Annotated in this window: 22 protein-coding genes and 1 pseudogene; 17 read left to right on the top strand and 6 right to left on the bottom strand. The window is 42.0% G+C overall.

What is annotated here, in order from left to right; all coding sequences use genetic code 11:
• Nucleotides 1-54: 54 nt before the first annotated feature.
• The 5 genes from MHI15_RS02445 (at nucleotide 55) to MHI15_RS02425 (ending at nucleotide 4,722) form a co-directional block, all read left to right on the top strand.
• Nucleotides 55-804, top strand: coding sequence for a hypothetical protein (locus MHI15_RS02445; protein ID WP_076190734.1), 750 nt, complete (start codon nucleotides 55-57; stop codon nucleotides 802-804).
• A 37-nt stretch (nucleotides 805-841) separates the two neighbouring features.
• Nucleotides 842-1,408 carry a hypothetical protein gene (locus MHI15_RS02440; protein ID WP_076127226.1) on the top strand — a complete coding sequence of 189 codons (567 nt, stop codon included), beginning with the start codon at nucleotides 842-844 and terminating at the stop codon, nucleotides 1,406-1,408.
• A gap of 63 nt (nucleotides 1,409-1,471) precedes the next feature.
• A complete protein-coding gene (locus MHI15_RS02435) occupies nucleotides 1,472-2,023 on the top strand; it encodes a DUF4303 domain-containing protein (RefSeq protein ID WP_076190736.1) in 552 nt (183 codons plus the stop codon).
• Nucleotides 2,024-2,084: 61 nt separating this feature from the next.
• Nucleotides 2,085-3,479, top strand: a complete 1,395-nt coding sequence (locus MHI15_RS02430) for a hypothetical protein (protein WP_076190738.1) — start codon at nucleotides 2,085-2,087, stop codon at nucleotides 3,477-3,479.
• A 34-nt stretch (nucleotides 3,480-3,513) separates the two neighbouring features.
• A complete protein-coding gene (locus MHI15_RS02425) occupies nucleotides 3,514-4,722 on the top strand; it encodes a hypothetical protein (protein WP_076190740.1) in 1,209 nt (402 codons plus the stop codon).
• Nucleotides 4,723-4,824: 102 nt separating this feature from the next.
• On the opposite strand, the gene MHI15_RS02420 is transcribed toward MHI15_RS02425, so the two are convergent.
• Entirely contained in the window at nucleotides 4,825-5,298 is a 474-nt protein-coding gene (locus tag MHI15_RS02420; protein ID WP_076190742.1) for a hypothetical protein, read from the bottom strand.
• 41 nt (nucleotides 5,299-5,339) lie between these two features.
• A complete protein-coding gene (locus MHI15_RS02415) occupies nucleotides 5,340-5,510 on the bottom strand; it encodes a hypothetical protein (protein ID WP_175619925.1) in 171 nt (56 codons plus the stop codon).
• Nucleotides 5,511-5,565: 55 nt separating this feature from the next.
• Between MHI15_RS02415 and MHI15_RS02410 the strand changes: the two genes are divergently transcribed.
• The 3 genes from MHI15_RS02410 (at nucleotide 5,566) to MHI15_RS02400 (ending at nucleotide 8,458) form a co-directional block, all read left to right on the top strand.
• Nucleotides 5,566-6,834 carry a hypothetical protein gene (locus tag MHI15_RS02410; RefSeq protein WP_076190744.1) on the top strand — a complete coding sequence of 423 codons (1,269 nt, stop codon included), beginning with the start codon at nucleotides 5,566-5,568 and terminating at the stop codon, nucleotides 6,832-6,834.
• A gap of 289 nt (nucleotides 6,835-7,123) precedes the next feature.
• Complete coding sequence (locus MHI15_RS02405; RefSeq protein ID WP_339281159.1) at nucleotides 7,124-7,729, top strand: YkoP family protein; 606 nt, start codon at nucleotides 7,124-7,126, stop codon at nucleotides 7,727-7,729.
• Between the two features lie 78 nt (nucleotides 7,730-7,807).
• A complete protein-coding gene (locus tag MHI15_RS02400) occupies nucleotides 7,808-8,458 on the top strand; it encodes a polysaccharide deacetylase family protein (protein ID WP_175618995.1) in 651 nt (216 codons plus the stop codon).
• Between the two features lie 20 nt (nucleotides 8,459-8,478).
• Here MHI15_RS02400 and MHI15_RS02395 read toward each other — a convergent pair whose 3' ends face one another.
• On the bottom strand, nucleotides 8,479-9,318 hold the full coding sequence (locus tag MHI15_RS02395) for an AraC family transcriptional regulator (RefSeq protein ID WP_076190747.1): 840 nt from the start codon (nucleotides 9,316-9,318) through the stop codon (nucleotides 8,479-8,481).
• A gap of 271 nt (nucleotides 9,319-9,589) precedes the next feature.
• On the opposite strand from MHI15_RS02395, the gene MHI15_RS02390 reads away from it, so the two are divergent.
• The 3 genes from MHI15_RS02390 to MHI15_RS02380 all read left to right on the top strand — a co-directional run bounded on the left by MHI15_RS02390 (nucleotide 9,590) and on the right by MHI15_RS02380 (nucleotide 15,783).
• Entirely contained in the window at nucleotides 9,590-10,462 is an 873-nt protein-coding gene (locus MHI15_RS02390; RefSeq protein ID WP_076127377.1) for a chitosanase, read from the top strand.
• Between the two features lie 85 nt (nucleotides 10,463-10,547).
• A complete protein-coding gene (locus MHI15_RS02385; protein WP_341164093.1) occupies nucleotides 10,548-13,136 on the top strand; it encodes a metallophosphoesterase in 2,589 nt (862 codons plus the stop codon).
• Nucleotides 13,137-14,151: 1,015 nt separating this feature from the next.
• Complete coding sequence (locus MHI15_RS02380) at nucleotides 14,152-15,783, top strand: alkaline phosphatase (RefSeq protein ID WP_076127207.1); 1,632 nt, start codon at nucleotides 14,152-14,154, stop codon at nucleotides 15,781-15,783.
• A gap of 131 nt (nucleotides 15,784-15,914) precedes the next feature.
• Here the strand turns inward: MHI15_RS02380 and MHI15_RS02375 are convergent, their stop codons facing one another.
• Entirely contained in the window at nucleotides 15,915-16,961 is a 1,047-nt protein-coding gene (locus MHI15_RS02375; RefSeq protein ID WP_076182853.1) for a DUF418 domain-containing protein, read from the bottom strand.
• Between the two features lie 184 nt (nucleotides 16,962-17,145).
• On the opposite strand from MHI15_RS02375, the gene MHI15_RS02370 reads away from it, so the two are divergent.
• From MHI15_RS02370 to MHI15_RS02355, 4 genes are all read left to right on the top strand, one after another.
• A complete protein-coding gene (locus tag MHI15_RS02370; protein WP_341164092.1) occupies nucleotides 17,146-18,294 on the top strand; it encodes a VanZ family protein in 1,149 nt (382 codons plus the stop codon).
• A 153-nt stretch (nucleotides 18,295-18,447) separates the two neighbouring features.
• Nucleotides 18,448-19,215, top strand: coding sequence for an ABC transporter ATP-binding protein (locus tag MHI15_RS02365; protein WP_038572078.1), 768 nt, complete (start codon nucleotides 18,448-18,450; stop codon nucleotides 19,213-19,215).
• Nucleotides 19,202-21,121, top strand: coding sequence for an ABC transporter permease (locus MHI15_RS02360; protein WP_341164091.1), 1,920 nt, complete (start codon nucleotides 19,202-19,204; stop codon nucleotides 21,119-21,121). The genes MHI15_RS02365 and MHI15_RS02360 overlap by 14 nt, the downstream gene beginning before the upstream one ends.
• A 5-nt stretch (nucleotides 21,122-21,126) precedes the next feature.
• Nucleotides 21,127-21,480: a YxeA family protein gene (locus MHI15_RS02355; RefSeq protein WP_076127200.1), complete on the top strand. Its 354-nt coding sequence runs from the start codon at nucleotides 21,127-21,129 to the stop codon at nucleotides 21,478-21,480.
• A gap of 82 nt (nucleotides 21,481-21,562) precedes the next feature.
• On the opposite strand, the gene MHI15_RS02350 is transcribed toward MHI15_RS02355, so the two are convergent.
• Together MHI15_RS02350 and MHI15_RS02345 are read right to left on the bottom strand one after the other, a co-directional pair.
• The gene (locus MHI15_RS02350; RefSeq protein WP_340396856.1) at nucleotides 21,563-22,957 is read right to left on the bottom strand and encodes a sensor histidine kinase; all 1,395 of its coding nucleotides are present in this window, start codon (nucleotides 22,955-22,957) and stop codon (nucleotides 21,563-21,565) included.
• A 6-nt stretch (nucleotides 22,958-22,963) separates the two neighbouring features.
• Nucleotides 22,964-23,665, bottom strand: coding sequence for a response regulator transcription factor (locus tag MHI15_RS02345; protein WP_076127196.1), 702 nt, complete (start codon nucleotides 23,663-23,665; stop codon nucleotides 22,964-22,966).
• On the opposite strand from MHI15_RS02345, the gene MHI15_RS30745 reads away from it, so the two are divergent.
• Nucleotides 23,637-23,954, top strand: coding sequence for a hypothetical protein (locus tag MHI15_RS30745; protein ID WP_445667996.1), 318 nt, complete (start codon nucleotides 23,637-23,639; stop codon nucleotides 23,952-23,954). The two genes, MHI15_RS02345 and MHI15_RS30745, sit on opposite strands and share 29 nt — an antisense overlap.
• A gap of 52 nt (nucleotides 23,955-24,006) precedes the next feature.
• Nucleotides 24,007-24,540 (top strand): annotated as a pseudogene (locus MHI15_RS30740) (MMPL family transporter); the annotation flags it as partial.
• Between the last annotated feature and the right edge of the window lie 236 nt (nucleotides 24,541-24,776).

Here is a 24,776-nt window from a genome sequence, read left to right as displayed (position 1 = left end):
AAAGAATTCTCTATCTGGAAGAGTTGCATGTTGGGGGCAGCAGGAGGAGTATTTATGTACATCGTATCTCGGCCAAAACCGCTGTCTGATGGTCAAAACCAAGCACTTGCAAAGGAAGACGCCACTGTTTATCCACCGGGCTACCTCCGTTTTTTGCGGCGATTCGGCGAAGGGACTTACAGAGGGTGGCTGAATGTTCAGTTTCCGGATGCGGAGGTGCTTAAACCTTTTGCAGAGTACGGATTATGGGAGCATGACGAGAATAGCCCCATTACTGAGCAACAGATCGGTGAGTGTATCGTTATAGGTACAACGGTGGACGGAGATTTTCTGGCAATACATCCCCAGACAGCTGGGCTGCTTTGGCTACCTCGGCATGCGGAGCACGTAAAGGCGATTTCCCTGCAAGCAGGGGAGCAGGAAGACGAAGGGTTGTACGCCTTGGTGCTGGACGAAATTTATCGTCAGGTGTATGGAATCAGTCAAGGGGAGAGCGTCTATTATGAACCGTGGACGGGCACTCGCAGCCATCGCTTTTTGCGTTTGCCACAAGGGCAGGACCAGCTTACGCTACCCGAACTGGCTGGATTGTGCCAACATGAATTTCCGCCGGATTTGTTTATTGAGAATGCCTATGTTTGTTTCCTGTTCTACCGGCAGCTGGGAGGCTATGTACGGTTGAATTATGCCTACCAGCAAGAGGTGGCCATCTTCTATGAACAGGATATGGGGCAGGCGTTTGCCGTAATGGAGCAGTGGCTCTTGTCGAAAGGCTGCGAAGCGATTTCAGAAAATAACAGCTAATCTGGGGGCTCCATAAGTCTGGGAGAGGGAGGTATGCATGAAACTAGTTTTTACTTTGGATACACATGGAACGTGTGTGGGTCAATTGAGAGATGAACTGCTGCCCTTAGAGGAATTAGCAAATACATGGGAGTTTCCCTATGATATCTTTTTTGTGTTGCGTGTTTTACCTGAAGGTTATGGTCGAAAAACATCCAGACGGTTTGATAGCAGGGATCATACCCTCGAATTAGATATCAGCATAAGTTATGAACAGTACCAACGGATGTCCAAGCATGAGCAACGTGAGGGATTAGGTATTCACCTTTTTAACTATTTGTCAGAGTCAGTTGCTAAATATAATAAGCATGCAGTTAAGGAAAACCAAAATCAACTACTGGACCTAGTGAAAAAATGGATGCTCGAAAACAATTGGCTAAATGGAAAGTTAAATCAAGCACGGGACCTACTTTCGCAAGACATGGATCTTTATGAAGTCAGCCAGAAATTGCAGATGCCATTAGAAGAGATTGAGTATATCCTTCTCCGTATGAATGACTATGAGCCAACTGATGTTCATCCTGATAACCTTGTAGTAGAAAAAGCACCGCCATATCATTTCTAGAAGGCTGGAGCAAATAGAAGACATCCTGCCTGAACGGATCCACTAACGGAAAGGAGGAAGCCGATGCAAGAAATAGAGAGGCTGGCGATAGAGATCGCCGATGCTGCTAGAACGTCTTTTCGCGCTCTTTTTGAAAATGGCGAATGTTACTATTACTGTACCCTTTACACTACTGGTGAGGGACATGCGCCAAGTATCTCCGCCTGGTCGTGGGAAGCTTTGGAGGTAGAAGCAGCCAGGCAAGGCGTCGAAAGTGACACACCGGCATCGACGATTGCGGAACTTATCAAATGGTCTTATGCGGATTCGCCCTATTGTTGTTTCGGCGATGAGAACTTTGATAATGTTAAACAGCGATTTACCGAGCGTTCTTTCATAGCTGATCTTGAGAATGACGAAGTGAATCGCGAGTTTGATTTGAGGCTGAAGGCCATGGAGCTGGCGATGAAAATACTCGATGATGAAGGTGTGTTTGCCTTGAATCAACTGCGAGAGTCAGTATGCGTCCTTGTCGAAGTCATGCCTCCGGATGAGATCAATACTGAAATCGCCCTCCGTTTGAATCGGGCAGAATCTCCAGCTATGCAAGTATGGTTGGCGGAAGCGGCGGAGTAGAAGCCTCCGCTTTCGGAAATCGTCTACTATATTCGGATTTAAAATGAGAGGAAAATAATTTATGAGCAATCTTTTCAGATTCATTCCTATTAGCCAACTAGCAGATAAATTTCCCGAAGGATCTTGGTGGGCGAAGTTTTACCAAGATTTTAGTGACGAGCAACTTGCCGCTTACTATGAAGGGGATTTGACGCTGCCTTCTCTTAATCTAGATTGGGAGCAACCTTTCCCGCAACAAAAAGAGGTAATCATCATTTTTATAGAAGGAAATTTTACTGTAGACAATCTTTATAATAAAGAAACGGATGGTGCCATAGGGCTTTTGGTGACCGGTAATATGAGTGCGAAAAATATAGCTGTAGGCGGTCAGGAAATTTATGTTTCGGGCAACCTGATGATTGAGGAAATATTATGCGGCTCCTACAATCATGGGGAAACGATTGTTAAAGGTGATCTCAGCGCTGCGGTTTTGGTTCAGGATGACGAGTACAGTTTCAAAGTGGACGGACATAAATCGATCGCCTGCTTAGTAAATGTGTGGGAGGGGGACGGCGTATTTCAGGAGCTTCCGGTAGACATTCATGAAGTGTTGATTGATGAAGTTTTTTTGGATATGGAAGAGGATGAGGAGGACTTTTCCTTTGGCACACTGGTGAACGTAATTAAAGAAGGCCGTTCTGCTCTAAAAAAAATAAAGGAATCCCCCGCTAGCAAGAAAGCTGTTCATTTATATTTCACCCATAACACAATCAATGAAGAAAATATATTGAAGTTGACGCAGTGTATTTTAATGCCAAGTGACAAGCCTTCTTTTAATTTTCGGGAGCAAGACGTTTTTTTCAAAGTTCAACTGGAGCATATTGATGCTGACGGGGATGAGCGGGATCTTAGCGTTTATATGAATGATAACCGGCATCACTATTATATTTGGCTGGAGCAAGATCATTCTGTCGGTTTGTTGAAGAGAACCATAGAAGAAGGGTCTGAGTGGGAGGACATTACAGAAGAGTCTCAGGAACAACTAGCAGAGATTAGCGATTGCTGGACGATGTTGCTGACCTGCGTTAATATGGCTGAGCTTTATTTACGAAACATTGAGGTACAGTATGTGCAAGACATTTTGCAACACACTGTAATTCAGGAATTATATTCGGAAGTGGAGGAGAATGGCGGGTTCTGGGACGGCTCTAAATGTTACAGCTTCCGTCAAACGCATACAGACGAGGACGGAGACCTTCTACATGGTCGGATTGAAATCAGGACTCCAGATGAAGCGTATTATTTTTATACAGTGGACAATGGAACTTATGTTTCCCGGCATTATCAGCCGCCCGATCAATATGGCAAGCAGGACATGTCCTATTTGGATCTTAGGCGCTGGGAAGCATCAGAGCGGTATTTTACAAGATTCAAACAATTTATTACAGAGAAGATAGAGTCAGGTGTGAATAGTTAGATCTTGATATGCATTAGAGGAAAGGATGATAGAAATGCCAAATGATAGCCAAGCTGGTCCTTCAGCTGGTTCTGTTAGAGAAGTTGGTAGTTATCCTATCAACCTGACAGGTCCACGTAGTCATACTCTTGTCCTTAAGCCCGGTGTGGGCAGTCTATCCATGGGTCCGTCGCAATTGGGGAAAAAGGTTGACCTTCATGTCGCGTCTGATGCGCCTATCGATTGGACCGTATTCGATGTCTTTGCCACACCGGCTGGCTCTCCCTGGCCGCGATTTCTGCATTATACAGGCAGTGATTCAGGCTTCTTTGACTGGGCACAGAAACGTCCCATTGAAGAGATGACATGGACTCCGATCCTATCTGCGGACACGGTGGCGGACGCCAGTCAGTCCAATTTGCATGGCTTGCATGTCGAGTTGGAAGCATCCGGGAGGTCCCTTAGCCTAATACTTCCGAAGCAGCCTTTCCGCCTGAGTGTGTCCGGCGATCTATCACGCTTCTCGGCCACAGGTGATATGCCATCTTCTCTTACACTAGCACCGCGCACCGGCCGACGTAAGAATGATCCCCCTTTTTTGCTGCCCGATATGGGGGAGCTGCACCAGGTAACGAGCTTGACGCTACATAACGCACCGCTGGGACAGCCCATCTCGCTAGAGTGTCTAAACCGGTACCCAAACCTTAACTCACTGAGTTTGTGGGGAAACTTCTGCGACCTGAATTTATTAGCTCATCATACCCAGTTAACGAATCTGGAGCTGCGCTTCATGCCTGATCTGGGGGACTTGCCGACCTTGAACGCGTGGCCGTTGCTTGACAGATTCATCGCCTACAATGTCGAAGAAAGCGCTGGCAAGCGTCTAAAAAAGCAAATGAAAACTCGCGCTGAAACCCGTCCTTGGACCGACCATGCTTCAGTGAGCCAATTACGAAAGCCAGAGTGGTGGACGACCGAGTTTGGCCGCCCATTCTCCTCCTGGGCTAAACGTCTAGCCAAGCTGGCTAATGAAGCTTACAACGTTGCACAGGTAACCTTGTCCGAAGCCCGTAGCTTTGCTGAAGCCGAGGCCGCCATTACCGCTTTCACCGTACGCTTCAACAATCTTAAGGGCATCGAAACCACCGAACGAGAAGACCTTGGTGAAGCAGTATGGCAACTTAGCCAGTCTGACCACCTGATTGGCCAGCCTATCACAGAGGAGATGGCTCAACGCTGGTTCGATGCAGCACGCGATTACTAAATGAATTGAAAGTCACACCCCTAGAATAGAAATCGGAATGACCCAGAGGTTTGTCCAATGTCTATTCTAAGGGGTGCACTTCACTATACTGACGGGGTTTTGTTATACGATCATCCCCATTTCTCGGAGTCTATCTTTAATTTTCTTTAAACGAGCTTCTTTTTCGGTGTCTTCAGTTAATACCTCTACAGATGTTTCGTTATACTTCTTAATGATCCTCTTTAAAGTTAATTCTTTCATTTCCTTTTTACTGTGGATGGTAACATGAGGGACAGTTGTATAGGTTTCTATAGTCTTGGGATCTGCAGAAATTCGTTCTAGTAAACTAAGTAGAAGCACCAGTCTTTGCTGGCCCAACCTCGGAACTTGGTATAGTTTTTTCCATGTGGAATCTAATAGATGTTCAAGATCTGTATATCCCTTCGAGTATAGAGCATTTATGAGGCCTGTTAAATTTGGACCCCGTTCTTCTGCATGCGCCACAGCAACAATACAAGCAATATTCTTAGAATAAAGATGCGCCGGAAGTGGAAAAAAATGTATTAATGCCGCATTTCCGTCGATGATGTCAATCATGATGATATACCTCCATTAAAATATGTGTTCACTATACACGTTTAGTATTCTGGCAAGGTCTGAGTCAGCAGGGTGAATTTTCCTGACTTGTCCAATCGATTGATACACTCTGCATTATTAAACCCCAAGCTACTGATCATTTTCTGAACACCAGCAAAACCCGTTACATAAGATCGTAGAATATGTAGGAGATATGATTCGCTGCGCTTCATAATCATTGCTAAGTAATGATATGATATAGGTATCAATTTTGTGGGGTGCACTGATATGGATTTCCGAATCAAAGAACTAGTTAATGCTACACAGCAAACCTATGGACTGGACAACTACTATTTACATACAAATGAAATTTATCGTGAAGTTACGATGCTGGGAGAAACCGGCTATTTGCTTAGTATGGAATGGTTTCCTTCTCACATTAAGGAATGGAAGGAAGATTATAATCCGGAAGGAACTGCAGTCATTACGCTTGACTTGCTATCCAATAACTATAAAAGTGTTATTTTTGTTGGAGGGAAATCTTATGCAAATCGAACACCGTTCCAAAACATTGAATTAAACGGCGTTATTCAGTGGATGGAAGCTGAAGTAGGGCTTGAATATGGTAAACAATTCTACTTAGTGAAGGAAGAAAGAGGAGAATATCATTTTGCTGAATGTATAGACGGTATACCCATCTCTCCCGGCGGGCGAATGGAGTTACGCTTCGATGCGGAAGGTAGAATTATTTTTTATAGTGTCTATGGCCAGTTTCCTTCCAGCTCCCTTGTGCAAAAAGAGGATTATTTTCTCACGCTTCAAGCGGTAGAGCCACTGGCTAAAAACCAACTACAGCTTATAGAATATCCAGTGTACGAGATGAAGCATCTCCTGCCGATCTATGGGATAGAAGAAATCTACATTACAAATGATGGAACAACCACAATTCTATTTGAGATGATATCAGGAACGAGAGCACGAATGAATATTGATCAAGTAATGCAGTGGGAGCAAGCGGACACGAAACAGTTCGCAAGGACGGAGATCCGTCTGCAAGAAGTGGTTACAATCGAACAGGCAATAGCACGTGAGCCGCATCCAGATTCATTTTCAATCACAGACATAGAACAAGCCCAATGTATAACCGCAGTCGAAATTGGTTTAAGCCAGCTCTATCCGGAAGAATCCGGACAATGGATATTGAAGACTTTACATCGGGAAAGAGGACATATTCAAGCGACATTGAGGAAGAATGTGTCAAGTAATCGTATGTTTCAGCGTAAGCTCCTTCTGTTCATCGATACGAACAATTATAAGGTTATAAATTATATGGATAACAAGCTAATGCTCGATACGTTTGATGAATTCAAGAGTGAAGGGAAAATTGCTGTGAGCCATGACGAAGCTTATGACAAGCTCAAGGGATGGTTCGAATTAACACCCGTATATGTGTATGATCCTGGGCAGAAGAGGTATGTGCTGTGCGGAAAGCTGGATTGTGATTATGCCGTGAAGGCCACCAGCGGAGATGTGGTAGAGTGGGGTAGTTTGGAATGATAGTGAAACCAGATTGATTTAGTCAAAAAGATAACATCCGAAACTCATGTCCAAGAGACATGGGTTTTTCTTTATGTAGTTGGATTTTCTTGCAGAAGTTGTCTAATTTAAGACCTACTAAATTTTGTCCTTTTTTTAGGTCAGAAAGTTTTTTTAACTAGATGCCAAAAATTTAGATTTACACGCAGAGAAATTCCGGTGAATAGCGTCAAATAGAAGTAGACGTTAGGAAAAAAGAAAGTTTCGTTAGGTACAATGGATGAAATGAGAGACAATAACCGTTTTAAGGATGGTGAAAAAGTTGGGTTTCAAAATACGTAAAAACACGGTGCAGTCCGTCTGGATGATGTGGGAAAAAGCTTTTGCGTTGCTTTCACATTTTCGCGGATCACATAAGTCACGCTTTGGTATATGTACCGTGATGCTAAAAAAGCACCGGGGACAGCCTATTGTATGCCAAGACGCCACGGTCATCAACCAGGGAGAGTGGGTGGGAGAACTCCACCTCGACAATGAAAGAATCCTGAAGTTGATCCGGTCCGAAGGATCGGATCGTGCCGCACTGCAAACGGCTCGCATGCTGCGCAAATCAATGCAGCAAATCAATGAAGCGTTCGAATCGCAGTCGGAGTTCAGGCAGGTCAAGGCTTTATTGGGGATTACACTGCTCCATCGGGGATTAACGCACGGTCTTGGTTTTGAACAACAAAATATAAAGTCCGGCGTTTTCGAACGCATCACCACCATCTATCTTCGATTGCTGCTGTCTGCCATGCATCCTGAAGGGAGACAAAGAATCAATCGGCGAACAGAGCAACTGGTCCCGATGTTACTGATCCATTCACGCGCCTCACTGAAAAATCGATTTTCACCCGGACAGAACTACTCTGGATAGGTCTTATGCTTGTTATAAGGAGGTGTAATCATACTTACATATCTGATAGGAGGAATACTATGTGCCGCTACTCTTTACATGTTTATTCCAAGTTTGATTACGCGAGTGAGCGGCTTTGGTGTTTTTCGCAAAGGAACGGTAGAAAAACAGGTGGCATTCACTTTTGATGATGGGCCACATCCGAAATATACGCCGGAATTGCTGGATTTATTGAAGTTACATCAAGTGAAGGCTACTTTTTTCGTGCTTGGATCGCGAGCGGAGCAGTATCCAGATCTGATCAGAAGGATGGATCGGGAAGGCCATCAGATTGGCATCCATAATTACTGCCATACCTCTAATTGGCTGATGCTGCCCAGTACAATTAGGCGAGAACATCTGGAACGCTCCGCTGATATTATAGAGTCTATTGTCGGAATCAGACCCAATCATTACCGTCCACCCTGGGGATTAATCAATCTATTTGATTTCTTTCGGCACAAGCAGTATCGAATTGTTCTATGGTCGCTGAAGGCGAGTGACTGGAACATCCGGGCCTGTCAAACCCGGATGCAGGCCATTTTATTAGGTGGAATCACCGATGGCTCCGTTGTTTTACTTCACGACAGCGGAGAGACTGCGGGCGCGGACCGGCATGCTCCTTATTTTATGCTGCAAGCTTTAGAAGAAGTGCTAAACCAACTACAGGCAAGAAACTTGCAATTTGTTAGGCTTGATGAAATGTCTTGACGTATTCCAGTGATTTGTTATTAAGACTTAAATTGTTTGCGGAAGCAGAGCGGCGAGATGCCCATTATTAATTTGAAGGTTCGTCCAAAGTGGGAAGTGTTATCGAACCCAACCATTCCCGCAATTTCAGTAACATTAAAAGAAGAGCCAACCAGCAAATCACGCGCTTTTTTAATGCGGATGTTATTGATATATTCAATGAAGCTGAACCCGGTGGATTCTTTAAAAGTACGGCAAAGGTAGGAAGAGCTTATTTCGAATTGCCGTGAAATCTCACAGAGCTTAAGCGGTTCCATATAATGTTGATTTACATAATTAACGATGTCCAGGACTTTCTTATGTGTACGATTGGATTCTACAAATGAAGCTACGCGGCTGTCAAATAGTTTACGATTAAGATAGAGAAGCAGCTCCACCAATAATATTTGTTGGTACTGTTCATATCCGCGGGCTTGCTTCTTCCCCTCCTGGATCATTTTCTGAAAAAGCTGTTCGATGAAATATTGATCCATCCCGGTCATCTTCAAAGCGCGGTAATCACTTTTGAACAATTCGAGCAGTTCCTCACATTGACTGCCGGTGCAGAAATGCTGCAGGAATTCTTTTTTAAACAGGAGTGTAACCCGTTCATACATATTGCAGCCGGAATTGACCAGTTTGTGCATTTCGTGAATATCCATAAATAGCAGTGTTCCGCCCGCAACCTGGTAAGTTCTGTCCCCTATAAAATAATAAAAATCCCCGGATATTAAATACAGAATCTCATATGCATCATGATAGTGTCTTGAAGGCATGCTGGTGTATACCTGTTTCTTGCGGCTGATGTCAAAAAGAGTAGACTCATAAAATACCGGTTTCATTCAGCACCTCCTAAGAGGATTGTAGACTTAATCTATGGTTTGTAGCAACATATGTATAAAAATTAATATTTACAAGAAAATACGTGCTGTTTGGACAAAGTTTTTGAGATAAGCTTAAATTGAATTACCAAGTGTTGGAAAAAGGAGGGCTGTCATGCTCAGATAGGTTAGGGATAAGGTTCACTGCCACTAAAAGTTAAAGCGCTTAAACTATTCAATTAAAGGAGAGATTGCGGTGCTAAATTCAACGAAGAGTAAGGTTTCCAAGAAGATGAAATTTTCATTGATGATTCTGCTCAGTTTTTCAATGATTTTTTCTTATGGCTGTCTGTCCAAAACATCTCAACAGAAAAGTTATGCGGCAGGGAACCCTGATTCTAATTTCTCACCGGCAACACTTCAATTCTTGCGTGACAACACAGGTCTGGATGGTGAGCAGTGGAACAATATTATGATGCTTGTCAACAAACCGGAGCAGGACGATCTGAACTGGATCAATTTTTACGGATATTGTGAAGATATTGATGATGACCGCGGGTATACGATTGGAATATTCGGTGCGACTACAGGCGGCTCAAATGATACCGGTCCCGACGGTCCGGATCTGTTCAAGGCATATGACGCTGCCAAAGGCGCGAGTAATCCTTCGGTTAAAGGCGCATTGGCCCGGATCGGTGTTAAGGGTTCGATGAAAGGGAAGATCCTCGAGATCAATGAAAGCGAAGAGAGCTTCTGCAGAAAAATCGGCAATTTGCAAAATGATCCCGAGTGGAGAGAGGCTATGTGGAAAACGTTCTACAATATCTATATTAAATACAGTGTGGAGCAGGCCCGCAAACGCGGCTTTAACTCGGCATTAACTATTGGTTCCTTCGTGGATGCAGCGCTGAACCATGGAGCTACCGGCGGCTCCGAGACCCTTCAAGGGCTTTTGGGTAAATCCGGAAGCAGCACGGATGAGAAGACTTTTATGACCAAATTTTATAAAGAACGGACCAAGATTGTGGATACTAATGAGTACAACTCTCCGCCTAACGGCAAGAACCGTGTGAAGCAGTGGAGCAATTTGCTGAACATGGGAGAGACAGACCTGAAGGGTGCAGATTCGGCAATCCTTCAAGTCACTGACTGGGAACTCCAATAACCGGAAGGTAAGGGCAGAACCGCCGTTCTTCTCGGAGACGGCGGTTCGATGATAAGTGAGATTAAGGAAGAGGGAGATGGGCTGAATGGATAACAACCAATCTTATCTCAAAAATAGATTTTACAAGGTAATCAGTCTAATGGTTATAGGTTTGCTGCTTGCCGTGGAATTGACCGGTTTTGTCTCAGCAGGAAGGGAAGAAATTGAGGAAGACCTTGTAAGTGAAGCAACTGCAGTTCAGGAAACGATTGCCCAGTGGATTTTTAAAGACAAAGGCGAAAACGGTGTATTTCCGGCTACCGGCGGGGTATATCAGACGTCTTCATCCATTCGTGATGTAGGAACTAATACGGATGCGTACACCTATGAGTCAAGTGAGAACAGCGTACGCAACCAGGGCTGGCATGAAGGAACGGGCCTAAAATACTGGCTTGCCACGCTTTCTACCCAAGGCTTCGAAGGTATCTTCCTCTCTTCCCAGCAAACCTCTTCAAGTACAGGACCCAGGGATTTTAAGGTGCAATACAGTATAGATCAACAGGAATGGATAGATGTTACGGGCGGCAACCTTGTTCTAGCCCAGAACAATTTTAATTGTTCCAATAATTCCTGCAAATTAACTAACCTCGCTTTACCTGCCGGAACAAACAATCAAGATGTACTCTATATCCGCTGGGTGGTAAACTCTGCGAAAAGCGTAAGCGGGGGAACGGTGTCCAGCTCAGGCTCAAGCAGAATCAAAGATGTGATAATTAAAGGAACACGCAGCAGCGGCGAACCTGGGAACACTCCCACACTTGAGGTAAGCAAAACTCCCGCTTCAGGGGCTGCAGATGTTCCCCTTAACGCAGAGATCACCGTGAAGTTTAACAAAGCCATCAGCCTCGACAGTAGTTATCAAGTTGTAATCACAGAAAACAATCTTCCTCTTACCAACATTTCTGCTTCACTCCTCGGTCAAGACACAGTCAAAGTCAGCCACCCTACTTTCACTGCCGGCAAAACTTACAACGTGACCGTCCCTAAAGAGCTTGTTAAGGGGACTACGGATGGCCGGACACCTGAGAACGATATTACCTGGAGCTTTAAGACGAAGTCTCCGGATACCGGCATCAAAACACCAACGCTTCTGAACATGACTTTTAATGGAGACCCGAAGACAAGTATTGCCTTTGACTGGTATACAGCCGAAACCGTCAGAGGTACAGTAGTGCAAGTAGTGGAGGCCGCCAATGCGGGAGGAAGCGAGTTCCCGGAACAACTGGCAGCTTCTTATGAGGGCAGCGTAACAGTTATTGAAACCTTAATGACATCAGGAGACAGAAGCTCCAAAAAGTATAAAAAGTTCGCTAGCCACAAGGTTATTGCAAGCGGTCTTAAGCCTGGAACCAAGTATATCTACCGGGCCGGTAACGGTGATGCGGACGGCTGGAGCAAGGCGGGTTCTTTTACCACGGACAAGGCGGATAATCAGGATTTCCATTTCCTCTACGTAACCGACACCCAAGGCTCAAGTAAATCGAATTTCGATCTGTGGCAGGATACTTTTAAGAGAGCTATTGAGAAAACGGTTGATCCCAAGTTTGTTCTTCTTACAGGGGATCTAACGGATGACGGTGATCTGGAGCAGCTGTGGCAGTGGTTCTTAGGTGTGCCGAAAAAAGAATTTGCCAATGTGCCATTTGCACCGATTATTGGTAACCATGAGATAGAGGATTATCCGAATAACAACTTCTATAACCATTTTAATCTTCCAAAAGATGTCGGGACGGGCGCTCATGACGGGTCGGTATATGCTTTCGAATACGGCGATGCCCTGTTTATGCAGATCAATTCCCAGTACGAAGGGGAGGTTAAGCCGTATAAAGCGGATATTCAATTCACGAAGCAATTGGAATGGATGCGGAATCAAGTGGCAAAGACCGACAAGAAGTGGAAATTCGTCTCGATGCATAAGGGAGCGTATTCTTCAGGGGATAATGCTTCGGCAGAAAGTGACCGGGTAGAATTTTACCGGAAATATCTAATTCCTGTATTTGATGAGCTGGGTGTGGATATGGTGTTTGAGGGACATGACCATATGTATATGAGGTCTTTTCAAATGCTGAACAACGTTCCGATTAAGAATGTTATTACCGATGAGCAAGGAAATGTGCTGAATCCCAAAGGGACCGTGTATCTGATGGGCAACTCGGCCGCTTCGAAATTTTATGCCATTAATCCAGATGCAGACACTTTTTTTGCAGCAAAAAACGACCAGCCCAATAAGAAAATGTTCGTGGATGTTTCCATTACAAGCGACGTGCTGAAATTCACATCCTACACAGCTGTTAAAGATAAACCTCTTGCCGTCTATGATGCTTACAGTATTAAACGGACTGACGTCAAACCCGGCATTGTAGAAAATCCAAGTGCAGTAAGACAGTCAGGGAACCGTGCAGTTCTTTCGTGGAAAGCGCCAACAAATAGCTCTGAGCCTGTGCGAGGTTACCGGATTTACGAGAAAAATGATAAAGTCAGCACAAATTGGAGCGTGTATGTGCCGACGGTAAGCGGTCAGACGAGTTACAGTTATACATTAAACGGCATAGATTCTGCTAAAGCCTACAATTTCGTGATTAAAGCAGTGGGGAAAAGTAATAATTCGCTTCCAGCAGAGGCAGGAATGCAATGAATGGATAGAGGAGGCGTTGACGGAGCTTAGGCATCCGTTAACGCCTTTTTTTCATAGTTGTTGAAGCTGTCCATTCCTCCTAGGGTAACTCCTCGGAAAGATAGCTTCACTTTTTACCAGATCATGAGCAGAATCGGCAAGAGGGTTTGGGGTGGGTCCTACGAAACCTAGAATTGGGATGATAAATTTAAGTGCCATCCATACATAGACCCCAGGTAAGCCGTGAATCAAAAATACGCAGATCCATGACAGTAAAGCTGCAGCCAACATTGCACTACCTAATAGTTAGATGAATATAACTGGAAAATCACTTCGACTGCTAACCTATCCGAGGCTCGACCCGGTGATTTGGATAATACCACTGTAGGGAAATCTGAAAAACAATCATTTGTACAACTGTATTTGTCTTGTACCGTTCTTTGAAGTTAGTAATAGACTATATCAATCTCAGAGAAGGAGTTGATTTAGTTGGCTAACAGTGATATACGTCTTACTCTTTGGTCGGGTACTAATTTTACCAATCGCCGGATTCGATTCAGACGTGGAGGAGTTGCGGTTCGTGATCTTGGAGCGTTTCGGTTTAACAACGTTCTCTCGAGTTTCCGTCTCAGAAATGTTGTGCAGAGCTCTCAAGTAACGCTTGTACTATTTTCGCGAATTAACTTTCAGGGATCGTTCCGTGTATTCCGTGGCAGCCAAAACGTAGCGAACTTGAATAATTTTAACTTTAACAATGTCACATCTTCGTTGATATTGGTAGACCGTATCCTTACAAGCTCCGAAATTTCCCAAATTCAAAGCACGGGTAGAGCGCCTCGAGATGTCCTCGTAATAAGACAATAATAATGCAAAGGGTGCCCCTAGGGCGCCCCTTTTTTACAAATATCAGTAGCACAGGTCAAGACAAAATATGCATAGAATTTAATATAAAATAAGAGAATAGGTGCTGCTCCCGCATACAATCCTCCTTTAAACTAGTAACGTACTTAACAAAATCTGCTAGAGGAGGATTCAAATGCGCAAAAAGGTTATCGGGACAATTTGCAGTACAGTTATGGTTTGCAGTCTGCTTGCAGCAGGCAACGGAACATCCTACGCCAATAACTCTGATGCTCCTACCAACAAATCGGTCAAAAACGTAATCCTGTTTATTACGGATGGGATGAGCTTATCCGATGTGAACTTGGCCAGATGGTATCAGGGAGGTCAGGCGCTTGCGATGGATAAGTATTTCAGCGGGCTGGTGAGAACCTATTCTACGGATTCACTGACCACAGATTCCGCTGCGGGAGCTACGGCTTATGCCACAGGCCATAAGGTTAAGAGTGAGACGGTATCCATACTTCCAGACCGAATAACGATGCCTTTCGTAAGCGCAGTTAAACCAGAGGACATGAACAAACCTCTGCCTACCCTTATGGATGCAGCGAGAATGGCAGGGAAAAGTACAGGAACAGTATTCACTTGTGAATTAACGGATGCGACACCAGCTACATTTTTAAGTCATGCATACACGCGTGACAATGCGCAGTCTATTGCAGAACAGATGGTCTATAGTGGTGTAGATGTACTACTTGGGGGCGGTTCCGGGTATTTGGTACCCGGCAAAGAAGACATTAACCGCAAGGACGGAGAAGATTTAACCAAAATCCTGAAATCAAATGGGTATGAATACGTAACGGATAAAGCAGGTTTAATGAATTCTAAAACGAATAAAATCTGGGGACTATTCAACCCCGAAGCACTGGATGCTGATTTTGACCTGAACCCGCAAAAGCAACCGAGCCTTGCCGAAATGACCAATGTAGCGATAGAGAAGTTGTCACAGAACGAGAATGGTTTTATTCTGATGGTCGAAGCAAGCCAGATTGACTGGTATGGTCATGATAACGATCCAGTGGGGATTATGAGTGAGACCTTAGCGTTTGATAAAGCCTTCAAAGCCGCTGTTGATTTTGCAGAAAAAGACGGGAATACAGCAGTCTTATCGGTTTCGGATCATGCTACCGGCGGGCTCAATATGACGAACTATGATTCTACCAAAGACCTAATCTCCGTGCTGAAGAAAGCGAAGCACACCAGTTATTACATTGAAGGCAGTATTAATGAGAGCAATTTCAAAAAGGTCCTTGCGGATAATTATGGACTTAGTGATCTAACCAAAGAAGAAGCGGATCAAGTCAGATTGGGAATGCAGGACAACCTTTCGCCAGTCATCGGTAAAATTTTGGGGGATAAAATAGGAGTAACCTTCTCTACGGATGATCACACATCGGAAGAAGTTGGATTGTTCGCCTACCATCCGGCTAATTTTAAACCGACCGATTTCATGAACAGCGGTGTAATCCAGAATACGGATGTGAATAAGTATATTCAAGAAGTAACCGGACTCAATCTGGCGCAGCTTCAGGATACACTGTACGTATCCAGTGATAAATTCAAGGCCAAAGGAGCTACGATTACCCTAGATAAGACCGATAAGACTAATCCGGTGGTTGTAGTGAAAAAAGCAGGCCAAGTTCTCAAGCTGCCTATAGATAAAAATATCGCCATTCAGGATGGCAAAACAACGAAACTAAATGTGCTGACAGTAATGATTAAAGATAAAGTGTGGATTTCGCAGGATGCTTTGGACTTAATTCTCTAATTCTTAAAGTTCATGTTGTGATCTGTCGCCTAAAAGTTAAAGCGCTTAAACTTGAGAACCCCTTTTAAAAAGGGGTTTTTGGGTTTAGATAAGAAATTCCGACTTGAATTGAGGCGAGGAAAGCGAAGCTTTTATCGTTTTATTGCAGGCTTTGTTCCATAGGTCATCAAGCGCCAAACCTTTTCTAAAGGGCCCATGGAAAAAAACTTGAACCAAATGGTGCTAAAAATGATTTGAATCATATAAATCAGAACTGCGATGTAGAGAATATCTTTTGGTGAAACGACTTCGAGACCTATCATTGAAATGATTGCCGTCCCTATAATGCTTTGTGCTACATAATTTGTAAACGCCATTTGACCCACCCGTGATATGGGTTTCAGGAATTTCACCATTTGTTTATTTTCTAATAGTAGAAATAATGTTGTTAAGTAGAACAAAGTGGTTGGGAGAGATCCTAAGCCCGTAACTGAATCTACATTGCTGTTCCCATTTTGAGAAGCGTTCCAAATCCATAGTGAAAAACCAATGAACAACAGAAATGATACCATTTGAATCCATCTAATGGGTCTTGTTAATTCTTGTATATGTGTCAGCCAACCTGACTTTGCGGTTAAAAAACCAGCTAAAAACATAATAAAGATTTGTATAGCGTCATTAGAAAAAATATCAAGAATAGATGAGATTGCCCCTTGAGAAGGCAGGAATATTTTTACCACTAAGGAAATGATGTAAATGGATGTCATACCCATAAGCCACTTTTTAAGTGTAGAAACCGTTGTGTGATAAAAAGGGATCAGAAACAATCCGATAATGGCATATGCGGGCAGAATGGTTCCCCAAAAGATAAATACATGAATGATTCCCAGCAGCAAAAGGATTAGTAAACGTCTAGCCATACGCCATCTGGGTTTATCTCCCCGGCTTTCGGCTCTTGAGGCGAAAATGTATAGACCTACACCAAATAGGAATGAAAAAATAGAAAAGAACTTTTTTTGTACGAAGATGATTATCAAGCTATGGATGATTCCATTAATGCCACTATAGTCTGGTAAGGGATCTCCTTCCATAATAACTTTAAAGGCTCCAACATTTATAAGCAGAATGCCAAAAAGAGCAAGTCCGCGAATGATGTCGAGTGAAATGATTCTTTCTTTTTGCGAAATGGAGGGATTCATTAATAGTGCTCCTTTGAAAATATTTTTATTTGCCTAGGAGTCAGTATAAGTTGCGAACCTTACATTAAATTGATGCCAACATTACAGGATCCTTAAATTTGATAAAATGTTCCAACTCCAGTTGAATTAGAATCAGTTTTATGGTTAATATGAATACTAAATCATTTTGGGGTGTGAACTAGAAATGTCAGCATATACTCAACCGATCTTTGTGGCAGCGATCTTTTTTGTGGTTTTAGCATTTTCCTTATTTATCCCATGGCTCATTTATACCTATAGAAAATATAATTACCTTCTCTTTTCTACCACGTTAATTTCGTTTTCGTTTATCTTTTACTTTCTAGCAGCGTTATTTTTAGTATTGTTGCCGTTGCCGGAAATACGTAACACTTGTTCTCTTCAAAAACCGGGTACACAACATTATTCACTTATGCCATTTCAATTTATAGTGGGCACCTTTGGAAATAGTGGCATCGTGTTATCACAGCCTGCAACTTATAGGCTATTATTTAGCCAACCCTCATTCTATCAAGCGTTTTTTAATTTCTTACTATTATTACCTTTTGGTGTTTATCTGCGATACTTTTTTCAAGATAAGAAATATTGGAAGAAAGCTCTAGGCTTCACGTTCTTATTAACTTTATTTTATGAGATAACACAGGTAACCGGCATTTACGGGATTTATAATTGCCCTTATCGTATTTTTGATGTGGATGATTTATTGTTAAATACTACTGGCGGTGTACTGGGGTTCTTTATTGCTCCAGCTGTGTTGGCGTTATTCCCGTCAAAAAAGAAAATTAAGGAGAAAGCGGAAAGATTATTAGCGCTTGATGAAGTAAGAGGGATGTCTGTGTTACTAGCTGTTATTATTGATCTATTTATCAGCAACCTAGTAGTTAAAGTTGTGTTGAGTATAACCAACGTTAATATGGTTAGTGAATTTATTGCGAGCACCATTACACTTTCTGTAACCTTTTTTATTATTCCGATGATTTGGAATGGATCGACAATCGGTACGAAAATAATGCGTTATCGCTATGACAGTAAAATAAGTCGAGTGGAAACGAACAAGCGATTATTTAAACGCTTTGGTGCCATTTACGCGATGTACTTCATAACAGTCATTGCGAAAACGTTGAATAATGTGGAAATATCAATGGATTCTCCATTTTATAAGGCATCTATATTCTTAACCCTAGGTGCTGGATTGACCTCTCTCATTTTAACGATCGTATTGTTCGTTCATGTTATATTAGTCGTGTTTGGCGAACAAAAACGCCGCTTTTACTTTGATGAAGCTTCTGATTTATATACAACCAGAAAAAAATGAATGCTATTCAATAGCAAAGGGATACTCCGTAGTCTTAAATGGCTACAGGGTATCTTTTTTTTGTAGATTTAAGCTTGTTGTAAGGTTGGCATGAATTTGCTGTAAGGTTCGGTGCCTATAGTATAAGTATCAGCAAATTATGAGGTGAAATGAATGGAACCATTATTAAAAGTAGAAAACGTAAAAAAAGTGTACGGGAAGTTAAGTGCTGCTTACACAGCGTTGGAAAACGTGTCTTTTGACATTCATGAAGGTGAGTTTGTAGGGATTATGGGACCTTCCGGAGCGGGAAAATCAACCTTGCTAAATTTGTTAGCAACCATAGATTCTCCAACAGAAGGAAAGATATATATGAAGAACAAGAGTATTCATGATCTGAAGGAAGCAGCTTTGTCAGACTTCCGGCGTGAACATCTCGGGTTCATCTTTCAAGATTACAATTTACTCGATTCCTTGACGGTAAAGGAGAACATATTGCTTCCCCTGGCGATTGCTAAAATTCCAGCGAAGAAAATTAATCACCTTGTGACTCAGATCTCTAAAGTATTTGGGATTGAAGATTTACTGGGGAAATATCCTTACCAAATCTCTGGGGGTCAAAAGCAAAGAACCGCTGCGGCTAGAGCGCTCGTGACAGAGCCAGCACTGATTTTGGCTGATGAACCAACAGGTGCACTTGACTCCAAATCAGCAACAGATTTATTGGAAAGCTTAAGTACTTTAAATGAAAATAACAATTCGACCATTATGATGGTGACCCATGATGCCTTTGCCGCAAGCTTCTGCCGCCGGATTATTTTCATTAAGGATGGTTCATTTTCAACAGAAATCTATCGTCGTGATCAGACACGCAAAGCCTTCTTCCAAGAGATCTTAGATGTTCATGCGGCCATTGGGGGTGAGGTAGATGACGTTATTTAGTCTAGCAAGAAAAAATATAGCCAGAAACTTCTCGCAATATTTTTTATACATCGCATCGATGGTGTTTAGTATCATCATTTACTTTACATTTGTGACCTTAAAATATAGTGATACGATAGCAGAACAGACGGCTTCATCCCAAAAACTGGGTTCCCTAATGAGTGGGGCGGCAGTCATTCTTATCTTTTTCGTGTTCATATTTATAGCTTATTCCAATTCTTTTTTTATGAAAAAACGTAAAAAAGAAGTCGCACTGTATGCGTTGCTAGGGGTACGTAATCGTCAAATAGGCTTTATGCTCTTTTTCGAAAATTTATTGTTAGGATTATTCTCTTTAGTAGTAGGAATTGTACTTGGGTTCCTATGTTCAAAAGGATTTATGACGATTTTAATTCATTTAATGGGTTATGACGTTGTAGCACCCTTTACATTTTCAGCGGCGGCAGCGATGAACACGGCTATCGTATTTCTAGTTATATTCTTAGTAACATCGTTTCAAGGCTACCGTTTGATCTATCAATTTAAGCTGATTGATTTATTTCATGCTTCCAAAAAGGGAGAAGTGGCGCCTAAACCATCTATGATAGTAGCTGTTCTTGGAGTGTTACTCATTGTCTTGGGCTATTGGCTTGCAATGCAGGACCTTTTCACTTCTAAGGTATGGGAAAAAATTGGATTCCCCTTGACTGTATTAATTATTTTAACAACGGTTATTATGGGTACATTTTTATTGTTCCACAGTGTGACTGGCTTTGTGTTAGCAATGATTAAGAAAAATGAAAGGTGGCTTTGGAAAGGCCTTCATGTCATTACTATTTCGCAGCTGCTCTATCGTATTCGTGGGAACGCACGTACATTAACTGTGATTGCCGTGTTGAGTGCTACGACAGTAACTGCCGGTGGAGCGGTCTATGGCCTTTATTACAATACGAATGACTCGGCGAAAACGATTAATCCGAATACCTTTATGTATCAATTAACAGATGCAGAAATGGATAAACAAGTAAGTGCTGTACTGCCAGCTACAAAATACGATGAAAATATCGAAACGCTATCCATTACGTTTCATACGAAAGAATTAAACTCGCCATCCTCGTTCGATAGCTCTGATAAAAGAGGGTATACAGTTATCAATGAAAAAACATACAACAACTTAGCAAATGTACAGCATAAAGAAAAATTAAATGTAAAGGATGGCTACGCGGTTATTTTAGATATCGGATATAACAAAAGGTTCTCACCTATGTATACAGGAAAAACTATAACAACAGGCAACGGCCATCCACTCACATTCCAAAGCTTTAAAACACAAACCGTATTAAATGCAGGTACAGCAGGTATAACAGTTGTAGTCTCGGATGAACAGTATAAAGTATTACGGAATGATGGAGAAGTGCTACGCTATCGTGTTCTTGGGGTAGAGGATGCCTCTGTGGATTTATCTGCAAAAATTGCAAACCAATTACCTGAAGAAGCGTTATTTTCAAGTGGTCCACAAGATTACCAAACAAGTTTGGAAGGTGTGGGTTCTCTGCTGTTTATCGGAAGTTTCCTTGGTCTAGTATTTCTGGCTGCTACAGGCAGTATCATTTATTTTAAGGTTTTAACAGAGGCAGAAGAGGATAAATCAAAGTACAATATGCTGCATAAAATGGGTGTCAGTGCAAAAGAAATGCGAAAATCAATTGCGTCACAGGTATTCGTTATCTTTGTTGTACCGCTTGTAGTAGGGTTATTGCATAGTGTAGTGGCTTTAAAAGCATTCTCTAGTCTACTGATGATAGATTTAGCAAAACCTGTGTTGCTATGGATGATAGCTTATACCGTAATTTACGGGTTGTATTATTTCTTAACCGTAGCTTCTTACAATCGTATTATCACACTAAATAATAGAACAGAAGGATGATTGAGATGAAAAAATTTCTAATTACTATGGGTATTTTGTTTGTTATTGGGGTTGTAGGTGTCTTTGCTCTAGCAAAGATTGATTTCAATCGCATGAATGCCGAAAATTACTATTTACAAATTACAGAGGATGGGAAACCCCATGAATATAAACTGAGTGATGGTACAGTGATGACTTCCTATTCCTATACACTAGAAGCTACAAATGCCAAAGGGAATACAATTCCACTGGAATTTAATGCACAAAAAAATCTTCGTAAAGGCGCCTACTTAAAAATGTATGTAAAAAAAGGTGATCAAGTCTCCTCATATGATGAAGTGAAGGTAGAGGATATTCCGCTAAAAGCAATAAAAAACTAATAAATTGAAGAAGGGCTGTCTCCAATAAAGGTAATGGAGCACAGCCCTTTTCTCTGCCTAATGAGTAAGTAAGGCATTTGTATTATAAAAGTATAGTAATGGTGGTTCCGGTATTCTCAATGCTCGTCATATCGAGTTTCCCCTCATGAGCCCAAATAATGTCTCTTGCGATGGCCATTCCTAAACCAGTACCATGCTTACTCGTTGTGTTTGTACCCCGATAGTAGCGTTCGAAAATCTGTTCCAGATCTTTAGCTGGAATTCCATGACCATTATCAGAAATCAAAATTCGGGTATGAGATTCTGGACCTGTATCCACTCGAATCTTCACCACGACATTTTCATCGTTATGCACCAGCGCGTTGTAGATCAAGTTAAGGATCGCTCGTTTTAGTAACTTCTTATCTACTTTATGCATTGCTTTAGCCACATTCGCCTCAAACTCTATCTGCCGTTCACCAAAGGTCGGGTCATTTAAAAGTTCAATCGTCATTTCTCGTAGAAACTGAACGAGATTCACCTCTTCAAATTGCAGGGATAGCTGGTGATTACGCAAACGTGTCGTTAAATTGAGGTCATCTAACAGATCTTTCATATACATCGATTTACTCTTGATAATTGACGTGTATTCCTGTAATTCTTGGGCTGTTAGATCTGTGGCACTGTCGTTAATAAATTCTGCATAACCTTGAATAGAAGCAAGTGGTGTCTTCATGTCATGTGAAACATTGCTAATCCATTCCTCACGCATTTGATCGAGACGTTTACGTTCCTCTTCATGTCGATCGAGCTTTTCAGATAGTTCATTCATATTACGAAAAACATCTTCATAAACACCTTTGGGAGTAGGCATTTTCTTAAAACGTCGTTCCCTGAGCTGTTGAATACCCTCTATTAATGTATGAAGGGGTGCAGTTAACTTTTTCCCAAATAGAAATCCAATGAGGATTACAATAAGCACATCAACGATTAAAAAAATGAAAAGAAAAACATTAACATCTTTGAAAATTTTAGCGTAGTCATAGGTCATTACGTAGCGGCCTATTTTAGGATTATTAATCCCTAAAAAGTAACTGAAATTTTGGGCTTCGCTGACAAAAACCGTCGTGCGTGCATCTAATTCTTTATATTTATACATTTGTACAATTTCAATAGGAGAATACTCTGTTTTCAATTCTTCAGGGGTATAAAAGGCAGCTGCTTGCTCCCCTTGGTCATTCAAGAATTGTACCCAGGCGCTCATTTCTTGCAGTTTTTTGAGACCTTCTTCATTCACAACAGGTTTGCCGGCCTGTAATTCTACGTATTGTGAAAAGGTCCGGCTAAAGGTTTCTGCAGATGCTTCTTCAGTGCCAAAGTTATTATTATTTACCTTTATAACGAATAAGGAAAGGAACAAAATCGCGTTTACAATACCAACGATCACAACAATAGTCATAACCGATCTTAAAAAGCGGAGTGTCAATTTCCATTTCAACTAGTCTCACTCCTTGGTATTTAATTTATAACCTAACCCTTTAACCGTCAAAATAAAGGAAGGATTTGAAGGGTCGGCCTCAATTTTTTCGCGTAAGCGCCGAATATGTACCATCACTGTATTATCGGAACCAAAAAAGTCCTCACCCCACGCCTGTCCAAACAAGGTTTCTTTGCTTAGAATCTGATTGGGATGATGCATAAAACAGCTCATTAAACCGACTTCTTTGGCGGTTAGCACGAGGACCTCGCCATTCTTTTTTAATTCTGTCTCATTGGCACTAAGCTCAAAGGGGCCAGCTTGTAAGCTTTTCGGAGCTTTTTTTTCTTCTGTAAAGCCAGCTCTTCTCAGTTGTGCCTTTACCCGATAAGCGACTTCTTTCGGACTGAACGGTTTAGTAATATAATCATCGCCACCTATCGCCAGTCCTAACAGCTTATTAATTTCCTCGTCTTTTGCAGACATAAATAAGATGGGTGCATTTGATGTTTCCCGAATTTTTCTGCATAAGTCATATCCTTCTCCATCTGGGAGCATAATATCTAGCAATATAAGCTCAGGATTATACTCCTGGAACTTGTCCCAACCCTCTGCAACGGTCCCGGCAGTTACAACGTCTGGAACACCTTCTTTATGTAAAACAGCCTTCATCAGACGCGCTAAATCATCTTCATCGTCTATGATTAATACCCATTTACGACTTGCCATTTATTTCCCTCCAAATCCGTCTTTATGTACATTATTACATTATAAAGAACTCTTTATTTCTTGCGCAAAAAAATCGCAAAAGAAAGGCTTGCATGAAGATGGATATTACTTAGACGAACATAGCAAAGCAATATTCGGTCATTTATTAAAATTCATTCTAGATATAGACAAATCAGGTAAGGAGGGGAAATTGTTACGCCCCCTGCCTTCCATGGCATTGATCTGCACTGTATATGGCCCTTTGAAGATGTTCGCTAAAATGATGGAAGAAGGTGAGTTACTGTATTAGCTTGAGCTCGAAGAAGAACTTGCAGACAGCTTTTGGAATGCCATTAGATTGCAGCGACTTGCAAGGAGTGCAAGCAGCCTTAACAGGAACAACTGCAACCAATGCTGATTTGCAGAATATTTCACAGGATGACTTTGTACGTACAGCCGTGATTATGCTGGTCGGAATCATAATTGTGCTAATAGTCATTACGCGCTCTGTGTCCAGTTCTCTGTTCATTATTGCTTCCTTGGTGCTTAGTGTACTTACTTCTCTTGGAATCAGTGAAATCTTGAGCTGGATCGTTTCATTTTTCAGCTTCATTATGATTGCAGCCCTGGGCGTTGATTACAGCATATTCCTGATGATGCGGTATAACGAGCTTGAAGGGGATGTTGGATCACCTGCGCCGCGTTGATTCCTTCGGGTAACGACACTTATACAGGTAGCATTCGTATTAATCATTGCACTATTATTACTAAGTGTAGCGGCCATGCCGGTGTTCTTGACTGCATTAATGCAGCTTGCTAGCAAATTAAATGGTTCAAGTACGGTGCTACATCAAAGAATGTCGTTGACAAATCGAGTCATATTTAGACGGCAGTAAAATTTAAAAATACATGCGTATTACGTATGCTGAGAACAATAGAAAGAATCTTCGGGGACCTTTGTGGTCCCTTGTTTCACCATATCAGAAAGTATATAATTATCGACTATACCTTACAACTTTATTACGCTATAATCAACGTAAAGTCACCAGATGACCTAAGAGTAGGATGATTTTAATAGATTAATTAATATTAGCTTTGATATGCCGAAACGTATTTTGTTATTGAAATAGGT

It is taken from the genome of Paenibacillus sp. FSL H7-0918, from assembly GCF_038007025.1.
Classification (GTDB): domain Bacteria; phylum Bacillota; class Bacilli; order Paenibacillales; family Paenibacillaceae; genus Paenibacillus_AQ; species Paenibacillus_AQ odorifer.
Note: the sequence above shows the minus strand (reverse complement) of the source record. Positions and strands in the feature narration are given on the sequence as shown.